Annotated in this window: 17 protein-coding genes and 1 tRNA gene; 10 read left to right on the plus strand and 8 right to left on the minus strand. The window is 60.1% G+C overall.

What is annotated here, in order from left to right:
• The first annotated feature begins 158 nt into the window (after positions 1 to 158).
• Positions 159 to 1,361: an APC family permease gene (locus tag ACR0JC_RS07300; protein ID WP_254430684.1), complete on the plus strand. Its 1,203-nt coding sequence runs from the start codon at positions 159 to 161 to the stop codon at positions 1,359 to 1,361.
• Positions 1,362 to 1,405: 44 nt separating this feature from the next.
• Here ACR0JC_RS07300 and ACR0JC_RS07305 read toward each other — a convergent pair whose 3' ends face one another.
• A complete protein-coding gene (locus ACR0JC_RS07305) occupies positions 1,406 to 3,001 on the minus strand; it encodes a GMC family oxidoreductase (RefSeq protein ID WP_170337632.1) in 1,596 nt (531 codons plus the stop codon).
• 108 nt (positions 3,002 to 3,109) lie between these two features.
• On the opposite strand from ACR0JC_RS07305, the gene ACR0JC_RS07310 reads away from it, so the two are divergent.
• The 4 genes from ACR0JC_RS07310 to ACR0JC_RS07325 all read left to right on the plus strand — a co-directional run bounded on the left by ACR0JC_RS07310 (position 3,110) and on the right by ACR0JC_RS07325 (position 7,229).
• On the plus strand, positions 3,110 to 4,348 hold the full coding sequence (locus ACR0JC_RS07310) for a TRAP transporter substrate-binding protein (RefSeq protein WP_093962894.1): 1,239 nt from the start codon (positions 3,110 to 3,112) through the stop codon (positions 4,346 to 4,348).
• Positions 4,349 to 4,414: 66 nt separating this feature from the next.
• Positions 4,415 to 5,080 (plus strand): TRAP transporter small permease, encoded by a 666-nt coding sequence (locus ACR0JC_RS07315; RefSeq protein ID WP_170337629.1) that lies wholly within the window; start codon positions 4,415 to 4,417, stop codon positions 5,078 to 5,080.
• Complete coding sequence (locus ACR0JC_RS07320) at positions 5,080 to 6,438, plus strand: TRAP transporter large permease (RefSeq protein WP_093962896.1); 1,359 nt, start codon at positions 5,080 to 5,082, stop codon at positions 6,436 to 6,438. The genes ACR0JC_RS07315 and ACR0JC_RS07320 overlap by 1 nt, the downstream gene beginning before the upstream one ends.
• An 11-nt stretch (positions 6,439 to 6,449) precedes the next feature.
• Positions 6,450 to 7,229 (plus strand): IclR family transcriptional regulator, encoded by a 780-nt coding sequence (locus ACR0JC_RS07325; protein WP_170337627.1) that lies wholly within the window; start codon positions 6,450 to 6,452, stop codon positions 7,227 to 7,229.
• Between the two features lie 98 nt (positions 7,230 to 7,327).
• On the opposite strand, the gene ACR0JC_RS07330 is transcribed toward ACR0JC_RS07325, so the two are convergent.
• The 6 genes from ACR0JC_RS07330 to ACR0JC_RS07355 all read right to left on the minus strand — a co-directional run bounded on the left by ACR0JC_RS07330 (position 7,328) and on the right by ACR0JC_RS07355 (position 11,776).
• Complete coding sequence (locus ACR0JC_RS07330) at positions 7,328 to 7,789, minus strand: c-type cytochrome (protein WP_170337625.1); 462 nt, start codon at positions 7,787 to 7,789, stop codon at positions 7,328 to 7,330.
• 38 nt (positions 7,790 to 7,827) lie between these two features.
• A complete protein-coding gene (locus ACR0JC_RS07335; protein WP_170337623.1) occupies positions 7,828 to 8,727 on the minus strand; it encodes a c-type cytochrome in 900 nt (299 codons plus the stop codon).
• Positions 8,728 to 8,736: 9 nt separating this feature from the next.
• Complete coding sequence (locus tag ACR0JC_RS07340) at positions 8,737 to 9,309, minus strand: c-type cytochrome (RefSeq protein WP_170337621.1); 573 nt, start codon at positions 9,307 to 9,309, stop codon at positions 8,737 to 8,739.
• A gap of 45 nt (positions 9,310 to 9,354) precedes the next feature.
• The gene (locus ACR0JC_RS07345; RefSeq protein WP_170337619.1) at positions 9,355 to 9,684 is read right to left on the minus strand and encodes a hypothetical protein; all 330 of its coding nucleotides are present in this window, start codon (positions 9,682 to 9,684) and stop codon (positions 9,355 to 9,357) included.
• Between the two features lie 24 nt (positions 9,685 to 9,708).
• Positions 9,709 to 10,158 carry a c-type cytochrome gene (locus tag ACR0JC_RS07350; RefSeq protein ID WP_170337617.1) on the minus strand — a complete coding sequence of 150 codons (450 nt, stop codon included), beginning with the start codon at positions 10,156 to 10,158 and terminating at the stop codon, positions 9,709 to 9,711.
• 283 nt (positions 10,159 to 10,441) lie between these two features.
• On the minus strand, positions 10,442 to 11,776 hold the full coding sequence (locus tag ACR0JC_RS07355) for a tetratricopeptide repeat protein (protein WP_170337615.1): 1,335 nt from the start codon (positions 11,774 to 11,776) through the stop codon (positions 10,442 to 10,444).
• A 99-nt stretch (positions 11,777 to 11,875) separates the two neighbouring features.
• Between ACR0JC_RS07355 and ACR0JC_RS07360 the strand changes: the two genes are divergently transcribed.
• The 5 genes from ACR0JC_RS07360 to ACR0JC_RS07380 all read left to right on the plus strand — a co-directional run bounded on the left by ACR0JC_RS07360 (position 11,876) and on the right by ACR0JC_RS07380 (position 17,659).
• Positions 11,876 to 12,109, plus strand: coding sequence for a hypothetical protein (locus tag ACR0JC_RS07360; RefSeq protein ID WP_170337613.1), 234 nt, complete (start codon positions 11,876 to 11,878; stop codon positions 12,107 to 12,109).
• A 10-nt stretch (positions 12,110 to 12,119) separates the two neighbouring features.
• Positions 12,120 to 13,592 carry a guanitoxin biosynthesis MBL fold metallo-hydrolase GntH gene (gene gntH, locus ACR0JC_RS07365; protein WP_217353599.1) on the plus strand — a complete coding sequence of 491 codons (1,473 nt, stop codon included), beginning with the start codon at positions 12,120 to 12,122 and terminating at the stop codon, positions 13,590 to 13,592.
• 4 nt (positions 13,593 to 13,596) lie between these two features.
• Positions 13,597 to 14,577 (plus strand): CobW family GTP-binding protein, encoded by a 981-nt coding sequence (locus ACR0JC_RS07370; RefSeq protein WP_170337610.1) that lies wholly within the window; start codon positions 13,597 to 13,599, stop codon positions 14,575 to 14,577.
• Between the two features lie 128 nt (positions 14,578 to 14,705).
• Complete coding sequence (locus ACR0JC_RS07375) at positions 14,706 to 16,379, plus strand: sulfatase-like hydrolase/transferase (RefSeq protein WP_170337608.1); 1,674 nt, start codon at positions 14,706 to 14,708, stop codon at positions 16,377 to 16,379.
• A gap of 47 nt (positions 16,380 to 16,426) precedes the next feature.
• The gene (locus tag ACR0JC_RS07380) at positions 16,427 to 17,659 is read left to right on the plus strand and encodes a DUF3179 domain-containing (seleno)protein (protein WP_170337606.1); all 1,233 of its coding nucleotides are present in this window, start codon (positions 16,427 to 16,429) and stop codon (positions 17,657 to 17,659) included.
• 164 nt (positions 17,660 to 17,823) lie between these two features.
• Here ACR0JC_RS07380 and ACR0JC_RS07385 read toward each other — a convergent pair.
• Positions 17,824 to 17,900: transfer RNA gene (locus ACR0JC_RS07385), tRNA-Met, on the minus strand.
• Positions 17,901 to 17,914: the final 14 nt, after the last annotated feature.

Genomic DNA, 17,914 nt, shown 5'->3' on the forward strand with positions numbered 1-17,914 from the left:
GGAACGCGGCACAACCAAGCGCCAGAGTTGAACGGGATACCGCTGATTGGTAAATCTGAGCGACCTTGGATGCCGGTACACATACCATGATCGCCCCTCAGCGATTGAACCCCCACCAGCGGCGTCCCGACGAGCACTAGCGAGGCCGAACCGTTCCCTTGACGACCGAGTTGCAGAATACGTTGATCCTGGCCGCGGTCGTGGTGGTCTTGGCCATTCTGGTTTGGCCACGTGTCGCCAATTCCCGGATGTGGAGAGCCTCGATCACCCCGCTGGCGTCGATCATCGGCAGCGGGTTCCTTGTTCTTGGTCCAATCCTGGACGTCAGTTTTGGCGATCTGGCCCCGCTTGCCATGCTGGGCCTCTGCGCCGCGGCCTGGGGGTTTGGAAGCGCAATTCGATACAACATCCGCGACATTGCGCACAGATCCGACCGGGGTGCCGGTATCGAGCGGGCCGAAAGGGTCGCGTCGGCAAGCCTGTCTTTTGCCTACTTCATTTCGGTCGCCTACTACCTGAACCTGTTCGGCTCGTTTGGCGTGAGCTTGACCCAGGTGGATGACGCGTTTCATGCCCGCCTTGTGACCTCGGGCGTGCTTGTGCTGATCCTTTTCGTTGGCTGCACCCGGGGGTTTTCCGCGCTGGAACGGTTGGAGCAGATTTCAGTCGGCCTGAAACTGGCAATCATCGCCGGGCTGCTTGTCGGACTTGCCACGTATTTTGCCGAGCAATACAGCCACGATGCACTTGTCTTTGACCCGCCGGCCGAGCGCGGCTCGCACGCGCTCATGTTATTGGCCGGGCTGATCGTCACCGTGCAGGGATTTGAAACCTCGCGTTACCTCGGCCACGCCTATGATGCGGAAACCCGCATTCGCTCCATGCGGTGGGCCCAGTTGATCGCAAGCGCGGTTTACCTGATCTATATCGGCCTGTTGACCTATTCGGTCGAACCGGGCGGCTTGGTTCTGGACGAAACGGCGATCATTGACCTGATGCAGGTCGTCGCCCCGATACTGCCCGTTCTTCTGGTTATTGCGGCCCTGTCGGCCCAGTTCAGCGCCGCCGTCGCGGATACCAGCGGGTCCGGTGGACTGCTGTCCGAGATTTCAGGCGGGCGCGTCTCTGAACGGACCGCCTATACCGTTCTGGTCGGCGTCGGGTTGATACTGACCTGGACATCGAATGTCTTTGAAATCATCAGCTATGCGTCGCGCGCCTTTGCAGCCTATTACGCGCTGCAGGCCGGCATCGCGGCCCGGTCGGCGTCTCAGCACAACCTGCCCTTCCGCGCGTTGGTGTTTGCACTGTTCTGCATTCTTGGCGCAGCAATCGCGGTATTCGGATTGCCCGTCGAATGACGCTCTGACCTTACCCAGCCAATAACTGGCCGACAGACTCTGTGTTAGCCGCGTCCCGCGATCAGATCGCTGGCCTTTTCACCGATCATGATGGCGGGAGCATTGGTGTTTCCGCTGACGATTTCCGGCATGATCGAGCAATCGGCCACGCGCAACCCCTCGATCCCCCTCACCTTCAAATCAGGACCGACAACGGCCGCGTCGGTCGTGCCCATCGCGCAGGTTCCGGTCGGATGATAGATCGACACCGAATTCGAGCGTGCCCAGTCCAACGTACCTTCATAGTCGTCACAGGACAGATCGGCCGTCGGTCGGAACTCCTCGGAGATCTTTGAGGCCAACGGATTGTGGCGCGCAATGTTGCGAGCGATGTTGACGCCCGCGACAATCGTTCGGCAATCGGTTTCTGTCGACAGATAATTCGGGATGATTTTGACATAGCTGGCGGGGTCCGGTCCGTCCAACCGCAACTCTCCACGGCTTTCCGGCCTGAGCTGGCAGACCGACATCGTAAAGGCCGAAAACGGGTGCACGCCTTCGCCAGGGCTGTCCGCCGACCAGGGCTGGACGTGAAATTGGATGTCCGGGGTTTGAACATCGGGACGGGTCTTCATGAAGCCGGTTGCCAGACTGGCCGCCATGGTCATGGGACCGGCCCGGAACAACGCGTATTTCAGCGCGATGCGGGCTTGGTTGAACAGGCTTCGCACCTCATCGTTCAGGGTCGGCTCGTTGCATTTGAATACCAGACGCGCCTGCAGGTGGTCTTGCAGCCCCTTGCCGACGTTCGGCAAGGCGTGAACGGGCTCGATTCCGTTTGCCTTCAGATGATCGGGATCACCAATGCCTGACAGCATCAGGATCTGCGGAGAGTTGATTGCCCCCCCGGACAGGATAACCTCGCGCCGGGCTTTCACCGTTTTGGTTTCGCCCGACCGATCGCGGTAAACGACGCCTGTTGCGCGCTTGCCGTCCATGGCCACCCGCGTCACCAGCGCGCGCGTGATGATCGTCAGGTTCTGCCGGTTGCGGATGGGCTTGAGATAGGCGACGGCCGCACTGCAACGTCGCCCGTTTCGCGTGGTCAGTTGAAAATACCCGACGCCCTCCTGGTTGGCGCCGTTGTAGTCGGGATTGAACGGATAGCCTGCGGCCTGCGCCGCGGCGACCCAGGCATCGCAGATCGGGCGCTGTATGCGCATATTGGAGACGGACAGCGGGCCACCTACGCCGTGATAGTCATCCTCTCCACGCTCTTGATCTTCGCTGCGTTTGAACAGGGGCAAAACATCGTCCCAGCCCCACCCAACGTTTCCCATCTGGCGCCAGCGGTCATAGTCCTCTTTCTGCCCGCGAACATAGAGAAGCCCGTTCAACGAGGACGACCCGCCCAACACTTTTCCGCGCGGCCAATCAATGGAACGCCCATTCAGGCCCGGGTCAGGCTCGGTGCGATAACACCAATCGACCGAGGGGTTGTGCATGGTCTTGAAGTACCCGACCGGGATGTGAATCCATGGGTTGGTGTCTGGTCCGCCCGCCTCGATCAACGCAACTTTGGCTTGGGGATCAGCACTAAGCCGATTGGCGATGACACATCCCGCAGAACCGGCACCGACAATCACATAGTCCACTTCCATGATCGGCTCCTCCCGAAGTTGCTAAAAAAACCCTATGCAAGATGCATGAATTAAGCTAGCATTTTTTGATACAAAACGTCTCAATAATTGCGAAACGGGAGGATAGCAATGGAGATCGGACGAAAGTTAAGTGGCATTTCACGGCGGGACTTTTTCCGCGTTGCCGGACGCTATGGTATGAGTTCCACTCTGCTGGCAGCAGGGGGTTTCGGTGGGGCCATGAGCCTTGCCAATCTCGCGCAGGCTGCTGAATCCACGTATGAAAAACGGTTCTCGAAAGAGCCCAAGCACACGCTGAAATTCGGTGCGGCAGGCTTCAATACGCGCAACCTTCTGATCGAACGGGCCGGCGCCATCGAGTTCGCCCGCGACCTCGAAGAGCGCACGGACGGTGAGATTCGCATCGAGTTCATCGGCGACAACCAGATCTGCGGTCAGCTGAGCTGTGTCGAGAAAACCCAGCAGGGCATCGTGGACATTTACGCGGCCTCGACCCAGAACTCGGCCGGTGGCGCACCCTATCTGAACGTGTTGGACTATGCCTACATGTTCCCGAGCCGCGCGGCGCAGTATCATTTCTTCTACAGCCCCGCCAGCCAGCGGATCCTGCGCGAACCGCTCGAGAAGCGCCACGGGTTGAAGTTCCTGTTCACCCACTGCGAATTGCGCGGGTTGCAGATGGGCTCGACCTTTGCGGACAAGCCCACTGTCACCAAACTGGAAGAGCTGTTTGGCACCAAGAACCGCGTAACCGGCACTCAGCTGGGTCGGATCGCGATGCAGCTGCTGAACCTGAACCCGGTTCCGGTGGCCTGGGAAGAAACGCTGGATGCGCTGAAGACCGGTCTGATCGATGGTGCCGAAACCTGGGCATCGGCGGTGGCCTATGCGAACATGGCGCCGGTCGTTTCCCAGTCGGTCAACCTCAAGTTCTTCTGCGGTACCGAACACACATCGATGTCGGCCAAGGTCTTCGACAGCCTGGGCGGCGAGTTGCAGGATGCGGTCATGGAATCGTCCTACTTCACGCAGGCCCTGATCCAGGGTGCGAACGAAGCCGCGCTGCTGAACACGGTCGGCTTCTCGGACCCGCAGCTGCCCAACACGATCTTTGCCGAGAACGGTGTGCGTGCGGCCTTCCTGCCGGACGACCAGATCAAGCTGGCCGAGGAAATGTGTGCCCCGAACTTCAACCCGGAACCCTGGGCGGAATGGCGCGAGCGTCTGAACAAATGGGCCGGCGGCATCGACACCTATCAGGAGATCTACGACATCGCGCGCGAGATCCCAGCAGACACCCTGCCGGAAAATGTCGAGCCGCGCCGTTGGTGGATGGGCCAAGCCTGATAAACTGATTTGAACCGGCCCCGCGTGGGCCGGTTCATCCGAAGACCGACTGGGAGGACGGGGTTCATGTCATTTTGGGCAGACATCGGCGCGATATTCAGCGCCTTTCTCAGCCAGGATTCCTTTGAAATTCAATCAGCGTTGGAGTCCGACGCAGCGTGGGTTGTCGGCGCCGTAGTCGCTGCGCTGGGCGGGCTTCTGGTCATGCTGATCTATCGCAAGGTTCCCTTCATCGAGCGCCATCTGGAACGATCCGTGATGGTGTATTCCTATCTGGCCATTGCGCTGATCATCTTCTGGGGCGTGATCGACAGGTTCGTCTTCAATGACCAGGAACCCTGGTCCACAACAATTCCACCCTTGCTGTTCATGGTGATGGCGTGGTTCGGGGCCTCCTACAACGTGCGCCTCAGAACGCATCTTAGCTTCAGCGAATTCCGGACCGCGATGCCACGCAGCGGGCAGTTGGCCTGCCTGATCCTGGACGCGGTGCTGTGGTTCATCTTCGCGGTCATCGTCATCGTGACCACGTCGCGGCTGGTGGCCTTGTCAGCGTCCAACTTCCAGATCGTTCTGGGCACGGACAACGTCATGCAGTGGTGGTTCCTGCTGGCTGCACCTTTGTCTTTCTTTCTTATGGTCGGCCGAGTGTTCCAGAACCTGGCGGACGATCTGCGCAATTTCAAAACAGGCGAGCCGCTGATCAAGCAGGCCGTGATCGGGGCAGACTGATGGCAGACGGAACTTGGGTTACTTTGATTTCGCTCGGCGTGACATTCCTGTTCATGTTGGGCGTGCCGGTGCTTCTGGTCATCGGCTACTGGGTGATCGGCTGCTCGTTTGTTCTGGGCCTGACGCTCGACAACATGGGCGCCGAGCTTTTGAACGTGTTCAATAAGGGCTTCGCGCTGCTGGCCATGCCCCTGTTCATCCTGACCGGAGACCTGATCAACAAGTCGGGTATCGCCCGAAGGCTCAGCGACTTCGCCTATGCCTGTCTCGGCTGGATACGCGGCGGTCTGGCGATGGCTTCGCTTGGGGCCTGCGGTTTGTTCGCGGCGATCTCGGGGTCCAACTCGGCCACGACAGCCACGATCGGATCGATGCTGCACCCCGAGATGGTCAAAGGCGGGTATGACGAACGCTTCAGCGCGGCAACCGCCGCAGCGGGCGGCACGGTCGGGATCATCATCCCGCCGTCGATCATCTTCATCGTCTATGGGTTCCTAATGAACCTGCCGATTTCCGAGCTGTTCGTGGCCGGCATCCTGCCCGGCGCGCTGATGGTGATCGGGATGCAGTTTGCCTGCTGGATCATCTGCCGCATGAACGGCTGGGGTCACCTGATCCCGCTGCAGCTGAACCGCGTTCTGAAAACCGCCTTCGGCGCGTGGCTGGGCTTTTTTGCCATCGGGCTTGTGCTGTGGGGCATCTACACCGGCAAGTTCTCTCCGACCGAGGCCGCCGGAGTCACCGTTGGCTTCTGCGTCATCGCCGGGCTGGTGAGTTATCCGATCAACCGGATCATGGGCGCCCGCGACGATGTTTCCCCAACGGACAAGAGCTTTGCCGAAATGCTGGTGGTCGAGGGTTTCACGATCCCCGAGATCCCGTCAATCGTCATCCGTTCGGCACAGATCACCGGGATCCTGGCGCCTCTGATTGCCATCTCGGTGGTAATGCAACAGATCCTTTCCCTGTTGGGTGCCCAGGAAACGATCGGCAATTTCGTGACCTCGATGGGGGGCTACCATGCTGTTCTGTTCACCTCGATGGTGATCGTGTTTTTCTCGGGCATGGTTCTGGAGAGCCTACCGGTGACCATCATCCTGGCTCCGATTCTGGCGCCGATCGCAGCTTCGGTCGGGATTGATCCGATCCACTTCTCGGTGATCTTCCTTGTCGGAGCATCCATTGGTTTCATCACGCCGCCATACGGGCTGAACCTGTATGTCGCCTCGGGAGTTACAGGCGTGCCGTATTTCCGTCTTCTGCGGTATACGGTGCCTTATCTGGTGGCGTTGCTCTCGGTCTGGATTCTGGTGTCACTGGTGCCTGATCTGGCCTTGATACTACTGCCGAAAAACTAGACTGTAGCCGGATGACCGCGACGGACACACAAGACAAGGATACCCAGATTCCAACGAACCTACGCCTGTTGCTGATCTTGGAAGAGGTCGCGCGGCGCGGGGTCGCGGTCAAACCGGCAGACCTGATCGAAGCGTTGGGTCTGGCAAAGCCGACGGTCCACCGGCTGCTGCAGACGGCCGAGGCCGAAGGGTTCCTTCAACGTGATCTGGACGGCCGGTCCTATGGGCCCGGCCCCCGATTGCGGCAGATGTCCGTGAACACTGTTTCGTCCGAACATCTGCGCACGGCCCGCCTGGCCATTCTGCGCGGAGTAGCCGACGAAATTGGTGAGACCTGCAACCTTGCCATCCCCGACCGCGAGGGGATGATCTATCTCGACCGGGTCGAGACCAAATGGCCGCTGAGAATCCAGCTGCCGATCGGGACCCAAGTGCCGTTCCACTGCACCGCCAGCGGAAAGATGTACCTCTCGACCCTGCGCCGAAACACCTTGGATGGGTTTCTCTCGGCCCGCGGACTGGCCGCAAACACCGAGAAAACCATTACCGACCCCACGGCCATGCGTGCCGAGATCGCCAAAATCGCCCAGAATGGATACTCGACCGACGACGAGGAGTTCATGCCCGGCATGGCCGCCGTCGCGGTTCCGGTCTTTGACGAGAATGACCGGCTTGCGGCCACTCTGTCCGTGCACGCACCCACACAGCGGCACGATTTGACAAGCCTAAAGCAATTCCTGCCACTGCTGCAGTCCGGGGCACTCAAGCTGTCGGGTCTGCTTGCTTCATAGGGTGGACCTGTACGGGTCCCAGCCGTGCGGAGGCGAGTAATGATCTCGCCCGACCGACTTGCGCAGACACAGAATTGACGCGCCAACCCCGGCAATAGTCAGTTGCCTGCCTGATGCTCCGCTTCCGTGCGTTGGCGTTGAATCGCGCGTTCACGTTCGGGCCAGCTGTTCCTAATGAACGCGAGGATGTCCCAGATATCCTGATCGGCAAGACTGTCGGCAAATCCCGGCATTCCGCTTTGGACCCCCGAGACTCCCATTCGCTTGAGCATCTCCTCGCCGCCCAACTTGGTATAGTCGAACAATAGGCCATCGCCATGATGCCAGGTGTGCCCGGTTCGATCATGCGGCGGGGCTGGCAGGACGCCGTCCGCATCAGGCGTTTGCCAATCGGCTTGACCCTCCAGCTTGGCCCCGTGACACGACGCACAGTTTTCGGCATAAAACGCCGCCCCACGTAGCGGATCGGCGGATGCACCGTCAGGCACCCCTTTTGACATCCACCATTGAGCGCTGGCTACACCGATGATCACAACGGCCACCGGTGTACCCCATTTCATCATTGGCGAGATCGCTCGGCGCGGCGGCTCCACCTTTTTTACCCTTCGTCATGGGCATCGAGCAGACAGGTGGCCATGGCGCGGTGGTCTTCTTCGGTCAGGAAGCGGGTGCCGTAGGTCACGACCTCGCCCATTGCGCCGCCGAATACGTCACCGTCGGGCATGATACCTGTGCGCAGGGCATAGGCCAGGCTGTCGACCGTCCAGCCCCGCCTCTGCAGGGTTGCAGAGTCGATGGCCGGCGCCTTTTCGCCGCCCGGCAATGCATCACTGCCCCTGAAGCGCTCGGAATCCGATTTTCGGGCACCCAGCAGATTGCGCCCGGTGTGGCAGGCGGCGCAGTGGGTGGCGCCTTCGACCAGCAGCCGGCCGCGGTTCCACACATCACCTTTGCCGGGGACCGGATCGGTGCGTGGAGGTTCAAGGAAGGCCGCGCGCCACAGTTTCAGCCCCCAGCGCTGGTTGAAGGGAAAGGCCATCTCTTGCGCGCGGGACGGCGTGGCCGCCGGGGGCACGGTCTGGAACGCCGCCCACAGGTCGGCGATGTCCTGATCGGTGAATTCGGCGTAGAACGGGTACGGGAAGGCCGGGTAATAGGGCTGCCCGTCCGGCGCCACGCCTTGGCGTACGGCCTTGGCGAATTCCTCGATCGTCCAGCCACCGATTCCGTGGTCCGGGTCGGTGGTCAGGTTGGGGGAATACAGCGTGCCAAAGGGTGTCTTTAGCTTGACGCCGCCGGCCAGGGGCGCGCCGCCCTCGGCGAAGTTGGTGTGGCAGGCGATACAGCCGCCCGCCCGCGCCAGGTAGGCCCCGCGGTCAACGTCGCCCGTCAGGTCGGGCAGTTGCGGCGTCAGACCGATCGGCCACGCGATTACGGCGGCCAGCCCCGCCGCAGCCAGTACGGCAGAGGCAAGGACCAGACGATAGAGGCGTTTCATCGAAGCACCTTATTCCGACCGAAACCGCGTGTGACAGGCCGAGCAGGTCTGGCCCAGCATCATGAACACGCCATCGGCGGGCATCTCGGACAGCTCCTCGCGCTTGGGGGTTCCGCCCATCATGGCCCCGCCCCCCATCATCGAGGCGCCACCCATCATGCCCGATCCGCTCATCATGCAGGACCCCTGCCCGGCACCGGCCATCATCAGCCCGTTGTCGGCCGCAAGGGCCAGCCCCTCGGCATAGGTCTGCAGCTGTTCGGCCAGTTCGGCGAAGGCGTCCCAGTCCTGCCAGATCGCGGGTTTGGCCTCGGAGGGCATGCCGTCGCTACCTTCGGGGAACAGCCGGGTCATGCTGTCGCCGGCATGGCGGCCGATCGTCTCGGCTGCGCGCCGGACGGTGGCGGCGTCATAGGGCGTCTTGCCCTGCATCATCGGCGTCAGGGTCTTCATGGCGTCCTTCATGGCGGACATGCCGTCCATCCGTTCCTTCACGATCCCGGTGGCGCCACCATGCGCCAGGGCGGTCACGGCAATCATCGACGCCAGCGCGGCGCCCGTCGTCAGTTTGAAAATGGTCATCAACTTGTCCTGTATGTCTGCTTCAACTCGCCCCCAGAAGAGGCCTTACCTGACTCTGGACACGGCGCGCGGCGGGGGCGGATCGAACAGGGCCACCGGCAACATCCGGTATTGGCCCGACGGGATGGCACGGCGGTTGATCGTTGAGACCAGCGCGGAAACGACGGGCGCGGCCACGGTCATGGCCACGCCGTTGCAGAAGGCCCCGCCGTGGCAATGGCCCGGGTGGCCCTGTTCGACATGGTCGGGGTCGGATGCTTCCAGATCGACGACGGCATGTGTGCCCCCATCGCCCCCATGCGCAAAGGCGGGTTCCGAGAACACCAGAATACCGGCCAGAACCAGGCCCAAGGCCAGAACCCACCGTCCGATCATCCTGTCCGCCCAACTGTGCAAGGTTCAGTTTATCCCGTTCTCGCGCTGCAGTTCCCTGACATAGGCAACGATGCCCTGCACGTCTGCACGGGTCAAGCCAGCGACCGGTGGCATGTCGCCAAAGCGCCAGTGGTGGGCCTGAACACCATATTGAACCGCCCGCTGAAAAGCCTCGTCCCCGTGGTGGCTGGGCTCATAGATCTTGTGCACCAAGGGCGGAGCCAGGCCTTCCAAACCCGTGGCATTCGCCCCATGGCAGACAGCGCATTTGACGTCAAAGGCAACCTTGCCCATCTGGGCCGGCGCACTGAACGTCGCCGGCACGCTGACTTGCGCGATCGGGTCCCCCCGCGACAGCGACGAGGTGTCAGGCACCTCCATCGAGTGCCCTGCAGGTTGTTGGCTGAGGTTGTAGGCGAACACGGCAGCGCCTGCGATCAGAACGCCGCCTACCAATAGCGTCAGTTTGTTCATCGGCTCGTTTCACTCGGTTGTTTTTGGCTTGGCGCGGGCGATACCAAAACGGTCTGACACTGATCAAACCTGCTTGACCTGCCGGTTTTGCCGCCTTGCGCACAGTTTCGGGGGGACTGTCTGCCCCATTCCCGCGCTGGAAGGTCAAGAAAAGTTTGCCGCAAGTTTCCCCAAAGCCGACGATGGACTGCAGCACCGAAACGTCAACGCCGAGCTGGGCCGCGCACGAAGCCATCAGTTGGAACTTGAAGACTTCTTAGCGGCGCAGGCTGCGACGGGTCAGTCAGTACTTCGCCAGAGATCCGAGTATCTTCTTCCGTATTTCGGCGTCACCCGGAAAGATCCTTTGCACCAGAAATTCGGACGGAAAATCCGGCCACGTGGCCTCCAACTCATCAACAAGTCTTTGCGCTTCGTCAAAATTGCCCAGCTGATCATGAGCGACGGCCTGGAACAAAAGTGATGGCCCGCTTACGGGCGCTCCTGCAGCAGGCGCACCCTGAAAGGCATCGACAACGTTTTCGTAGTTCCCGAGCACAAGCTGCGATACGCCCCAGATATTTCTCGCCCCAAATCGGCCGGATCCGGATCTGACCCGCGACGGATTGCTGACCTCGGCCGCAAGTTCGGGCTCGTTCGCAATCAGGGCGGCAATCCCGACAAGGTCCAGAACATGCCCATCTTCAGGCGCAAGTTCGGCAGACAGCCGCGCGTATTTCAAAGCTTCATCGGCGTCGCCCGACACCGCCAATCGCCAGCCGTTCGAGGCGTTGGCCCATGCACCCGACGGGGATAACTCAAGCGCCGTTCCTGACATCTCAGATGCTTGGCGCAACAGATCCTCTCGTGTGCCTTCGTCTTGAGACAGCAGAGCCAGTGTGGCCAAGACCTGAGCCATTCCCGCATAGCCATCGGGCAAGACCGGGTCGAGCTCGGTGGAATGCTGGAACATTCCCAGGGCGATCTGCTGGCGTTTGACATCGAAGACCGGAAAGAACATCCCCCGCGCCTGATCCGCCAGGTTGGCCGCCTGCAATCTGGCAAGCGATTGCTGACCAAGCGCAGCCCGTTCGGCCTGCCGGGTGGTGTTGGAGGGTTGCCCGACCTCGTCATTGCCGGGTCCCAGCCACATGCCCAGCATGACGATCATGGCCACAACGCCCAGCCCGACCAACAGAAGTCCACGCAGGTGCCTGGGTCTGCCGGACGGGCCGTGGCTTGCCAAGTCCGACTTCGGGTCGTCCAGGGTAGCTTGGTGTGAAAACCGCGGCTTGTATCCGCCAGGATCGACGAAGATCCGAACGCCCTGGCCGTCCCAATGGTCTTCGTAAAACTCGCGCAGCAAACGCCGTAGTCGCCTGGCCTCTACCCGAACCAGATTTCGACCACCGCTGCCATCAATGCTGCGACCGTACACTTCGACTGCGATGGCCTTGCCGCGGATCTGGGAACCGCGACCGGCGAGGGCTTCCTCGACGACATAGGTCAGAAACTGCTGAAGCCGGGGGGAAGTTTGGAACTCGGCGCTGGCAACAACGTCACGCAGCGCCTGCCGAACCAGGTCAGGTGATGGCAGCCCAACATCTTGATCTATCGATAAATCATTGGCTTGGTTCACTGCAAACTCACCCCCAACTCACGGTGACTCACTTGGCCGCCCCGGTCAACCGCACGCATCTTGATGCGAGAATAGACAGTGGGAATCGGGCCTTATCCAGTGACGGACGACCTCAAAGACGAGCTACCCGAGCTTTCGACTGCGCTTTCCAGCCAGCTCAAACCGGACGCGTTTCTGAGCGAGGCCATCGAGGACTTCGGCAAAGTCTGCGCAAAGCTCAAGGATACGTCGATCACCGCGTCCGAGCGCGAGGAATGGGCCCACATCAAATCTGAACTTGTGAACGAGCTTCGTCGTCTGGCGAAGCGCAATCTTCGAAACGCATCCGACTGAGGGTATCGCAATGACCGACAAAGACCAAAGCAACGATCACGTAAACGAGCAAAACCAGCCAGCGGATGAAATCGAAAACCCTTCGCGCCGGCATGTCATGCAGGGGCTGGCGGCAGGTGCGGTGGCAACGGGGGCTGTCAGCTACGGCTCTGGCACAGCGCAGGCGCATGAGGGGAACGGCCCTCTGGGTGAAAGCCTGAAGAACCCCTATGGCGGCCGGCCGGCCGGCGGCATCACTCTGCCCGAGTACTTCCGGCCGACGAAGTACATGACCGGGTCGAACGCAAACTATTTCCCGCTTTCCGAGGAGTTGGGGCCCGACGAGATGCGCATCTCGTTCTGCGGGTCAACGCCGTTTCCTCCGCGTGAGGATCAGGCAGGCACCTGTGTGATGGTCGAGCTGGGCAATGGAAAACGGTTCTTCTTCGATTTCGGGTCGGGCTGTGTGCGCAACATCATCGGGATGCAGGTTCCTGCGCAATTGATCAACGATATCTTCATCACGCATCTGCATGTCGATCACTACGCCGACATCCCCTATATCTACCCGTTCAGAGCCTGGTCGGGTGGCTACACGCCGCTGCGGATCCACGGCCCGTCCGGCCGGACACCCGAGCTTGGAACGGCGGGCATGGTGGACGGCATGAAGCAAATGCTGAAATGGCATTTGGAGGCCTTCGACGTATTCCCGATCGGAGACGGCTATGAAATCGAGGTCAACGAGTTCGATTTCCGTCAGGAAGGCGGCATCGTCTATGACGAAGACGGCGTCACCGTTCGCTCCTGGCCACGCAGCCATGCCAAGGACGGCGCGGTCGGGTATCGCCTGGATTGGAACGGCCTGAGCTTCGTTTGGACCGGGGACGGCCGCCCGGATGAATTGAGCCTTGAATACGGCAAAGGCGTTGATGTGTTCGTCACTGAAATGTCCGGTCAGGATATCGGCCAGTTGATGACCTACAAATACGGCCTGCCGCAGGAGCTGTTCAACTACACGATCGATACCCATCACACCTCGCATTATGCGGTTGGCAAGATGATGGCTGAGGCACGCCCTCGGCTTGCGATGGTAACCCACTACACGCAGGACGAGGACATTGATGCCGAGATGCTGGCGGGTATCCGGGCCCATTATGATGGGCTGTTCGCCTGGGGTCTGGACGTGGCCGTGGTCAACGTCACAAAAGATGCGATCTGGTATCGGAAGGCGACACTGCCCGGCAAGTCAGGCTCGGTCGCACCGTTCCGTGAATTGGGCAAGATGGAAGCCGAAGGCAAGATCACCTTGCCCGATGAAATCAAGCCACCTGCCCCGCGGTCATCGCGCGCCGAACAGCAGGACCAAAAGTACCGCGACATGGAGATCGACCCCAAGGAATACTACCCCTCCGACGTGTTCCGCGCGCCCAATCCCGAATGGCCCAGCGACTTTGTGATCAAGACCGACGACGTCATTCCAAACCGCAAGAAGAAGACGGAGTGACAGTATGATCGAGTTTGGTTCGACTGCGGCAATTCCGGTCACAATTCTGACCGGCTTTCTCGGGGCGGGGAAAACAACCCTACTGAACCGCATCCTGACCGGCAATCATGGTCTGCGGGTTGCGGTTCTGGTCAACGATTTCGGCTCGATCAATGTGGATGCTGATCTTGTGGTTGGCCTGGAAGACGATGTGATGAGCCTGGCGAATGGTTGTGTGTGCTGCTCGATCCGGGATGACCTGATCGAAACGGTCGAGGCCGTTCTCGCCCGACCGGAGAAACCGGAATACATCGTCCTCGAGGCCAGTGGCGTATCGGACCCGTCCTCGATCGCGATGACGTTCACGGACCAGAAGTTCCGGGACATGATCCGCCTCGACAGCCTGATGTGCCTTGTCGACGCCGAGCAGCTGTTCGCTGCACCAGAGCAGATGGAGTTGAAACTCAGGCAAATCGCGTTCTCCGACATGGTCATCTTGAACAAGGTGGACCTGGTCAGCAGAGAAACAGTCCAGAAAGTGCACGACTGGCTCGGCTCGCGTTTCCGCAGGTATCGCCTGGTCGAAGCGGTCAATGCGGATGTCCCGCTGAACATATTGCTGTCGGTCGGCCGGTTTGCTGCCGAACAGCTTGAGACAGAAGTGCCGGAGCATCATGAGCATGGGCCTGACTGCGGGTGCCGACACGCTGATCATTCAGACGGCTTTTCAACAACGATGATGAAGGCCGAGCAACCCATCAGCCTGTCATCGCTGAGAGGCGCAATCCGAAAGCTTCCGGGCGACGTCTATCGCCTCAAAGGATTCGTTTTCAGCGAGGAGGACCCGGACCATCGCATTCTTGTGCAGGTCGTCGGAAAGCGCATGGACATCTCAAGGGATGGCGCATGGGGGGACCGAAAACCCGAGACGCGGCTTGTGGCGATCGGCGCGCCCGGTGCGCTTTCGGAACACGTGCTCACCGACGCCCTGTTCGAAACAGCCTAGTGATCACGCCGGTGGTTTGCCCCCAAACGGGCCGACCGGCCCTCGTGCCACCGCCCCTGAATTTGATTTAGAGGCCGAAACAATTAGACTTGTCGCAATCGCAACCATCCTGCAGCGGGGAACCCTTTATGTTCACAAGACTTTTTTGCTTGGCGCCAGCCATCTCGATCCTGTTGTCTTCCCCGCTCTATGCGCAGGACACACCGATCATCCATGACGCACAGTACTATATTCTGGAAGCGCAGAATGGCGAGCAGTGGATTGAAGACAACGCTGCCGTCGATGCGTTACTGGCCGAATTTCAGGAAGGCAATTCTGGCAACCCTCCCAACATCGTATCCATTCTGATCGACGATCTGGGTTTCGGCGACATGGGCATTCCCGAACTGAATGCGGTACGCGGAATTGAGACCCCCAACATCAATGCATTCTCGGACGAAGCCATGCGCATGGTTCGAATGTATACCGAGCCCTCGTGCACGCCGACGCGCGTGGCCCAGATGACCGGGCGCCTGCCGGTGCGCATGGGTATGGGCGATACCACGGTCGACATTGCCGGCTTTGGCCTTCCCGGAGATGAGGTCACGCTGGCAGAGGTTCTGAAAGAGGCCGGCTACGCCACCAGCCATGTCGGCAAATGGCATATGGGTGATATCGCCGAAAGCTGGGCGATGAACCAAGGTTTCGACTATGCGCAGCATGCCATCCATCAACAGGGTCAGCTGACGATCTTCAACGATGACGCCATCCGCGAGCAGGTCTCGGTCGGCATCCAGGACTTTGAAGAGGACTACATCGTAGACGATTGGTTCCGCCCCGATCCTGCCGCCATGGCCACCGTCATCGAAGGTGAGGCTGGCGGTCCAATCCGCGAAATCCGCATGCAGGCCGGCGAGCGGTGGGACGCAGAAAAATATGATGAGATGAACGAACAGTTCCAACTCAAGGCGCTGTCTGAACTGCAGCGGCTGGCAGGCGGCGACACCCCCTTCTTTCTGCAGTACTGGCCGATGATTCCGCTGGACAACACGCGCGCCGGACGCGACGGCCCCGAAAGCGTGAATGGCGGCCTTTACGCAGACAAGTTGCAACTTCTGGACGAATACCTGGGTGTGCTCTTTGACGAGATGGAGACGCTTGGCGTAGCCGAAAACACCATCGTGGTGTTGATGGGCGACAACGGGCACTTCACAAAGTATTCCCCACAGTCAGGTTTCACGCCGATGATTTTCCGCGGCGGCAAGGGAGATACGACAGAAGGCGGCGTACGTGTGGATGCCTTCATCCGCTGGCCCGGAATGATCGAGGCGGACTCGATCGTGAACAACATCATCCATGTTTCGGATCTGTATACGACCCTGTCCCGCCTGGCAGGCGCCGACGCGTTCATCCCACGGGACAGGCTTGTGGACGGGGTGGACCAATCCGCGTCAATCCTGTTCGGCGATGAGTCGAAAACGCGCCGCGATCACGTGATCATCTATTCGGTGGCGTCCCCGAAGGCGATCGTGAAAGACCAGTTGAAACTGAACCTTCCGGGTGCCGGAGAAAGTGCAATTCTGGCGAATTTCTTCGATATTTATCGGGATACGCATGAAAAGTACCCGGTTTCGACCGAAGTCGGCGCATGGGGCGGCCAGGAATTCCAGCGCATTCTGGGCCGGCATCTTGCCCGCAAGAAGCTGTATCCTGATACCGAACCTGCGCGCGGCGTGCCGTATGAAGGCATCGAAAACCTGCGCCCGGAAACCGTTGCCGCGGTCGAAGCCTTTCTGACCAAACAAGCTGCGGTCGAACGCTAACTGCAGTCCGACCTCACCTCGGCCCGCCACGTTCAAGAGGCACCTCCATGCTTGCCAACCTGATCTTCTATATCGGACTCGCTGTCTCGCTCGGGATTGGCTTTCTCTATTTCCGCGACCTCGGCGACGTCTCCCAGATGTTGTTGAAGGTAAAGCGAGAAAACATGATCCGCTTCATTCGCAACGAATATCGGTTGATCGGGCTTGGCCTTGCGGCTTTTGCGGTTACGACCATAGCCCACTTTGCGTTCGGTGCTGGCATCGGCGCGATCTGGTGGTTGGGCGCGGCTCTGGCATTGGTTCTGTATGGCTTTCCCTATGTGTGGGTCCATTTGGGGTTGAGAAACCAGCTCAACACAGCCCGGTATTACAGCATTGCCGAAGCGGAACGGTTCGTCGGACCGACCGCGCCCGTGATCGTGATGACAAACGGCGATCACGCCCGGGCACATCCTGACGCCCAGATCATGCGGCCCCACCTGGCCGGCGACGCCAGGGGGCTTGGGGGCGAAGACGTCGTCATGACCTATTGTGCAATGGCCAATCTTGGTCAGGGTTACAGGCCATCCATCGAAGGAAAGCGGCTGAATCTTCAAGTTCTAGCGCAACATGGCAACAACCTGATCCTGCGGGACGACGACACCGGGGAACCGATCCAACACATCTATGGGTTCCGAGAAGCGGATCGGGACACCGCGTCGGACGGTCCCGCCTGCCCATTGCGCCCGGAAGCTCAAATGGAGCCATGGCCAACATTCCGCATGACATTCCGTGGCTTCAGGAAAGCCTACCCGGACGGTGAGGTCTTTCTGAACAAGCCGTCAAGCAACTCGTTCCTGAGACTGCTGGACATGGTGCTTGAGATCGTTTTCGGATGGGGGATCGCCAGGCAGCATCAAGAGGCTGACCCCGTCATGGACAACATGGAGCGCGCGCCCGACACACGCCTGCCCAACAAGACACCTGTTTGGGGCGTGACCATCGGGTCGGATGCCGTCTGTTGGACCGACGACCTCGTGGTTGACCAGAACTGGCTGGTGAACACACAAGTCGGTGGGCGTGATCTTGTGGTGCAAATAGACCCACATTTCGAAAGCCTCGGGGTCTGGTACAACGACAGCGGCAATCCAGTAAAGCATTGTGACTTTTGGGGAAATAGCGATCAAGGGCCACTCACGCGGGTTGAAACCTTGCGCGCCGGTTTATTCTGGCACGTCTGGGCAGAGTTCTTTCCCAATACAGATGTCAATCGCATCGGCGGTAGCGCGAACGTAACTTAGCCAAATTGGCTCATCGAGCGTGAAGGTGCAGCGCCACAGCGCAACGCTTTCGGAGAAGCGCTCCCAAAGCGCATCTGCTTCGCGTCCCAAGACATTACCCTATCGGTAAAGGATTAGCCTTGACCCACAGCTTGGATTTTGTGGATTGTTTTGTTCGGCTGTTTTGGTTGCGGGAGCAGGATTTGAACCTGCGACCTTCAGGTTATGAGCCTGACGAGCTACCGGGCTGCTCCATCCCGCGACACTTTGGGTTGG

This window comes from Ruegeria sp. CH5 (assembly GCF_056537025.1).

Coding starts and splice junctions, on each gene's coding strand:
- ACR0JC_RS07305 (WP_170337632.1), bottom strand. CDS start 3,001: ATGGAAGTGGACTATGTGATTGTCGGTGCCGGTTCTGCGGGATGTGTC.
- ACR0JC_RS07320 (WP_093962896.1), top strand. CDS start 5,080: ATGGCAGACGGAACTTGGGTTACTTTGATTTCGCTCGGCGTGACATTC.
- ACR0JC_RS07330 (WP_170337625.1), bottom strand. CDS start 7,789: ATGAAATGGGGTACACCGGTGGCCGTTGTGATCATCGGTGTAGCCAGC.
- ACR0JC_RS07350 (WP_170337617.1), bottom strand. CDS start 10,158: ATGAACAAACTGACGCTATTGGTAGGCGGCGTTCTGATCGCAGGCGCT.
- gntH (WP_217353599.1), top strand. CDS start 12,120: ATGACCGACAAAGACCAAAGCAACGATCACGTAAACGAGCAAAACCAG.
- ACR0JC_RS07375 (WP_170337608.1), top strand. CDS start 14,706: ATGTTCACAAGACTTTTTTGCTTGGCGCCAGCCATCTCGATCCTGTTG.
- ACR0JC_RS07340 (WP_170337621.1), bottom strand. CDS start 9,309: ATGACCATTTTCAAACTGACGACGGGCGCCGCGCTGGCGTCGATGATT.
- ACR0JC_RS07380 (WP_170337606.1), top strand. CDS start 16,427: ATGCTTGCCAACCTGATCTTCTATATCGGACTCGCTGTCTCGCTCGGG.
- ACR0JC_RS07315 (WP_170337629.1), top strand. CDS start 4,415: ATGTCATTTTGGGCAGACATCGGCGCGATATTCAGCGCCTTTCTCAGC.
- ACR0JC_RS07310 (WP_093962894.1), top strand. CDS start 3,110: ATGGAGATCGGACGAAAGTTAAGTGGCATTTCACGGCGGGACTTTTTC.
- ACR0JC_RS07335 (WP_170337623.1), bottom strand. CDS start 8,727: ATGAAACGCCTCTATCGTCTGGTCCTTGCCTCTGCCGTACTGGCTGCG.
- ACR0JC_RS07370 (WP_170337610.1), top strand. CDS start 13,597: ATGATCGAGTTTGGTTCGACTGCGGCAATTCCGGTCACAATTCTGACC.
- ACR0JC_RS07325 (WP_170337627.1), top strand. CDS start 6,450: ATGACCGCGACGGACACACAAGACAAGGATACCCAGATTCCAACGAAC.
- ACR0JC_RS07345 (WP_170337619.1), bottom strand. CDS start 9,684: ATGATCGGACGGTGGGTTCTGGCCTTGGGCCTGGTTCTGGCCGGTATT.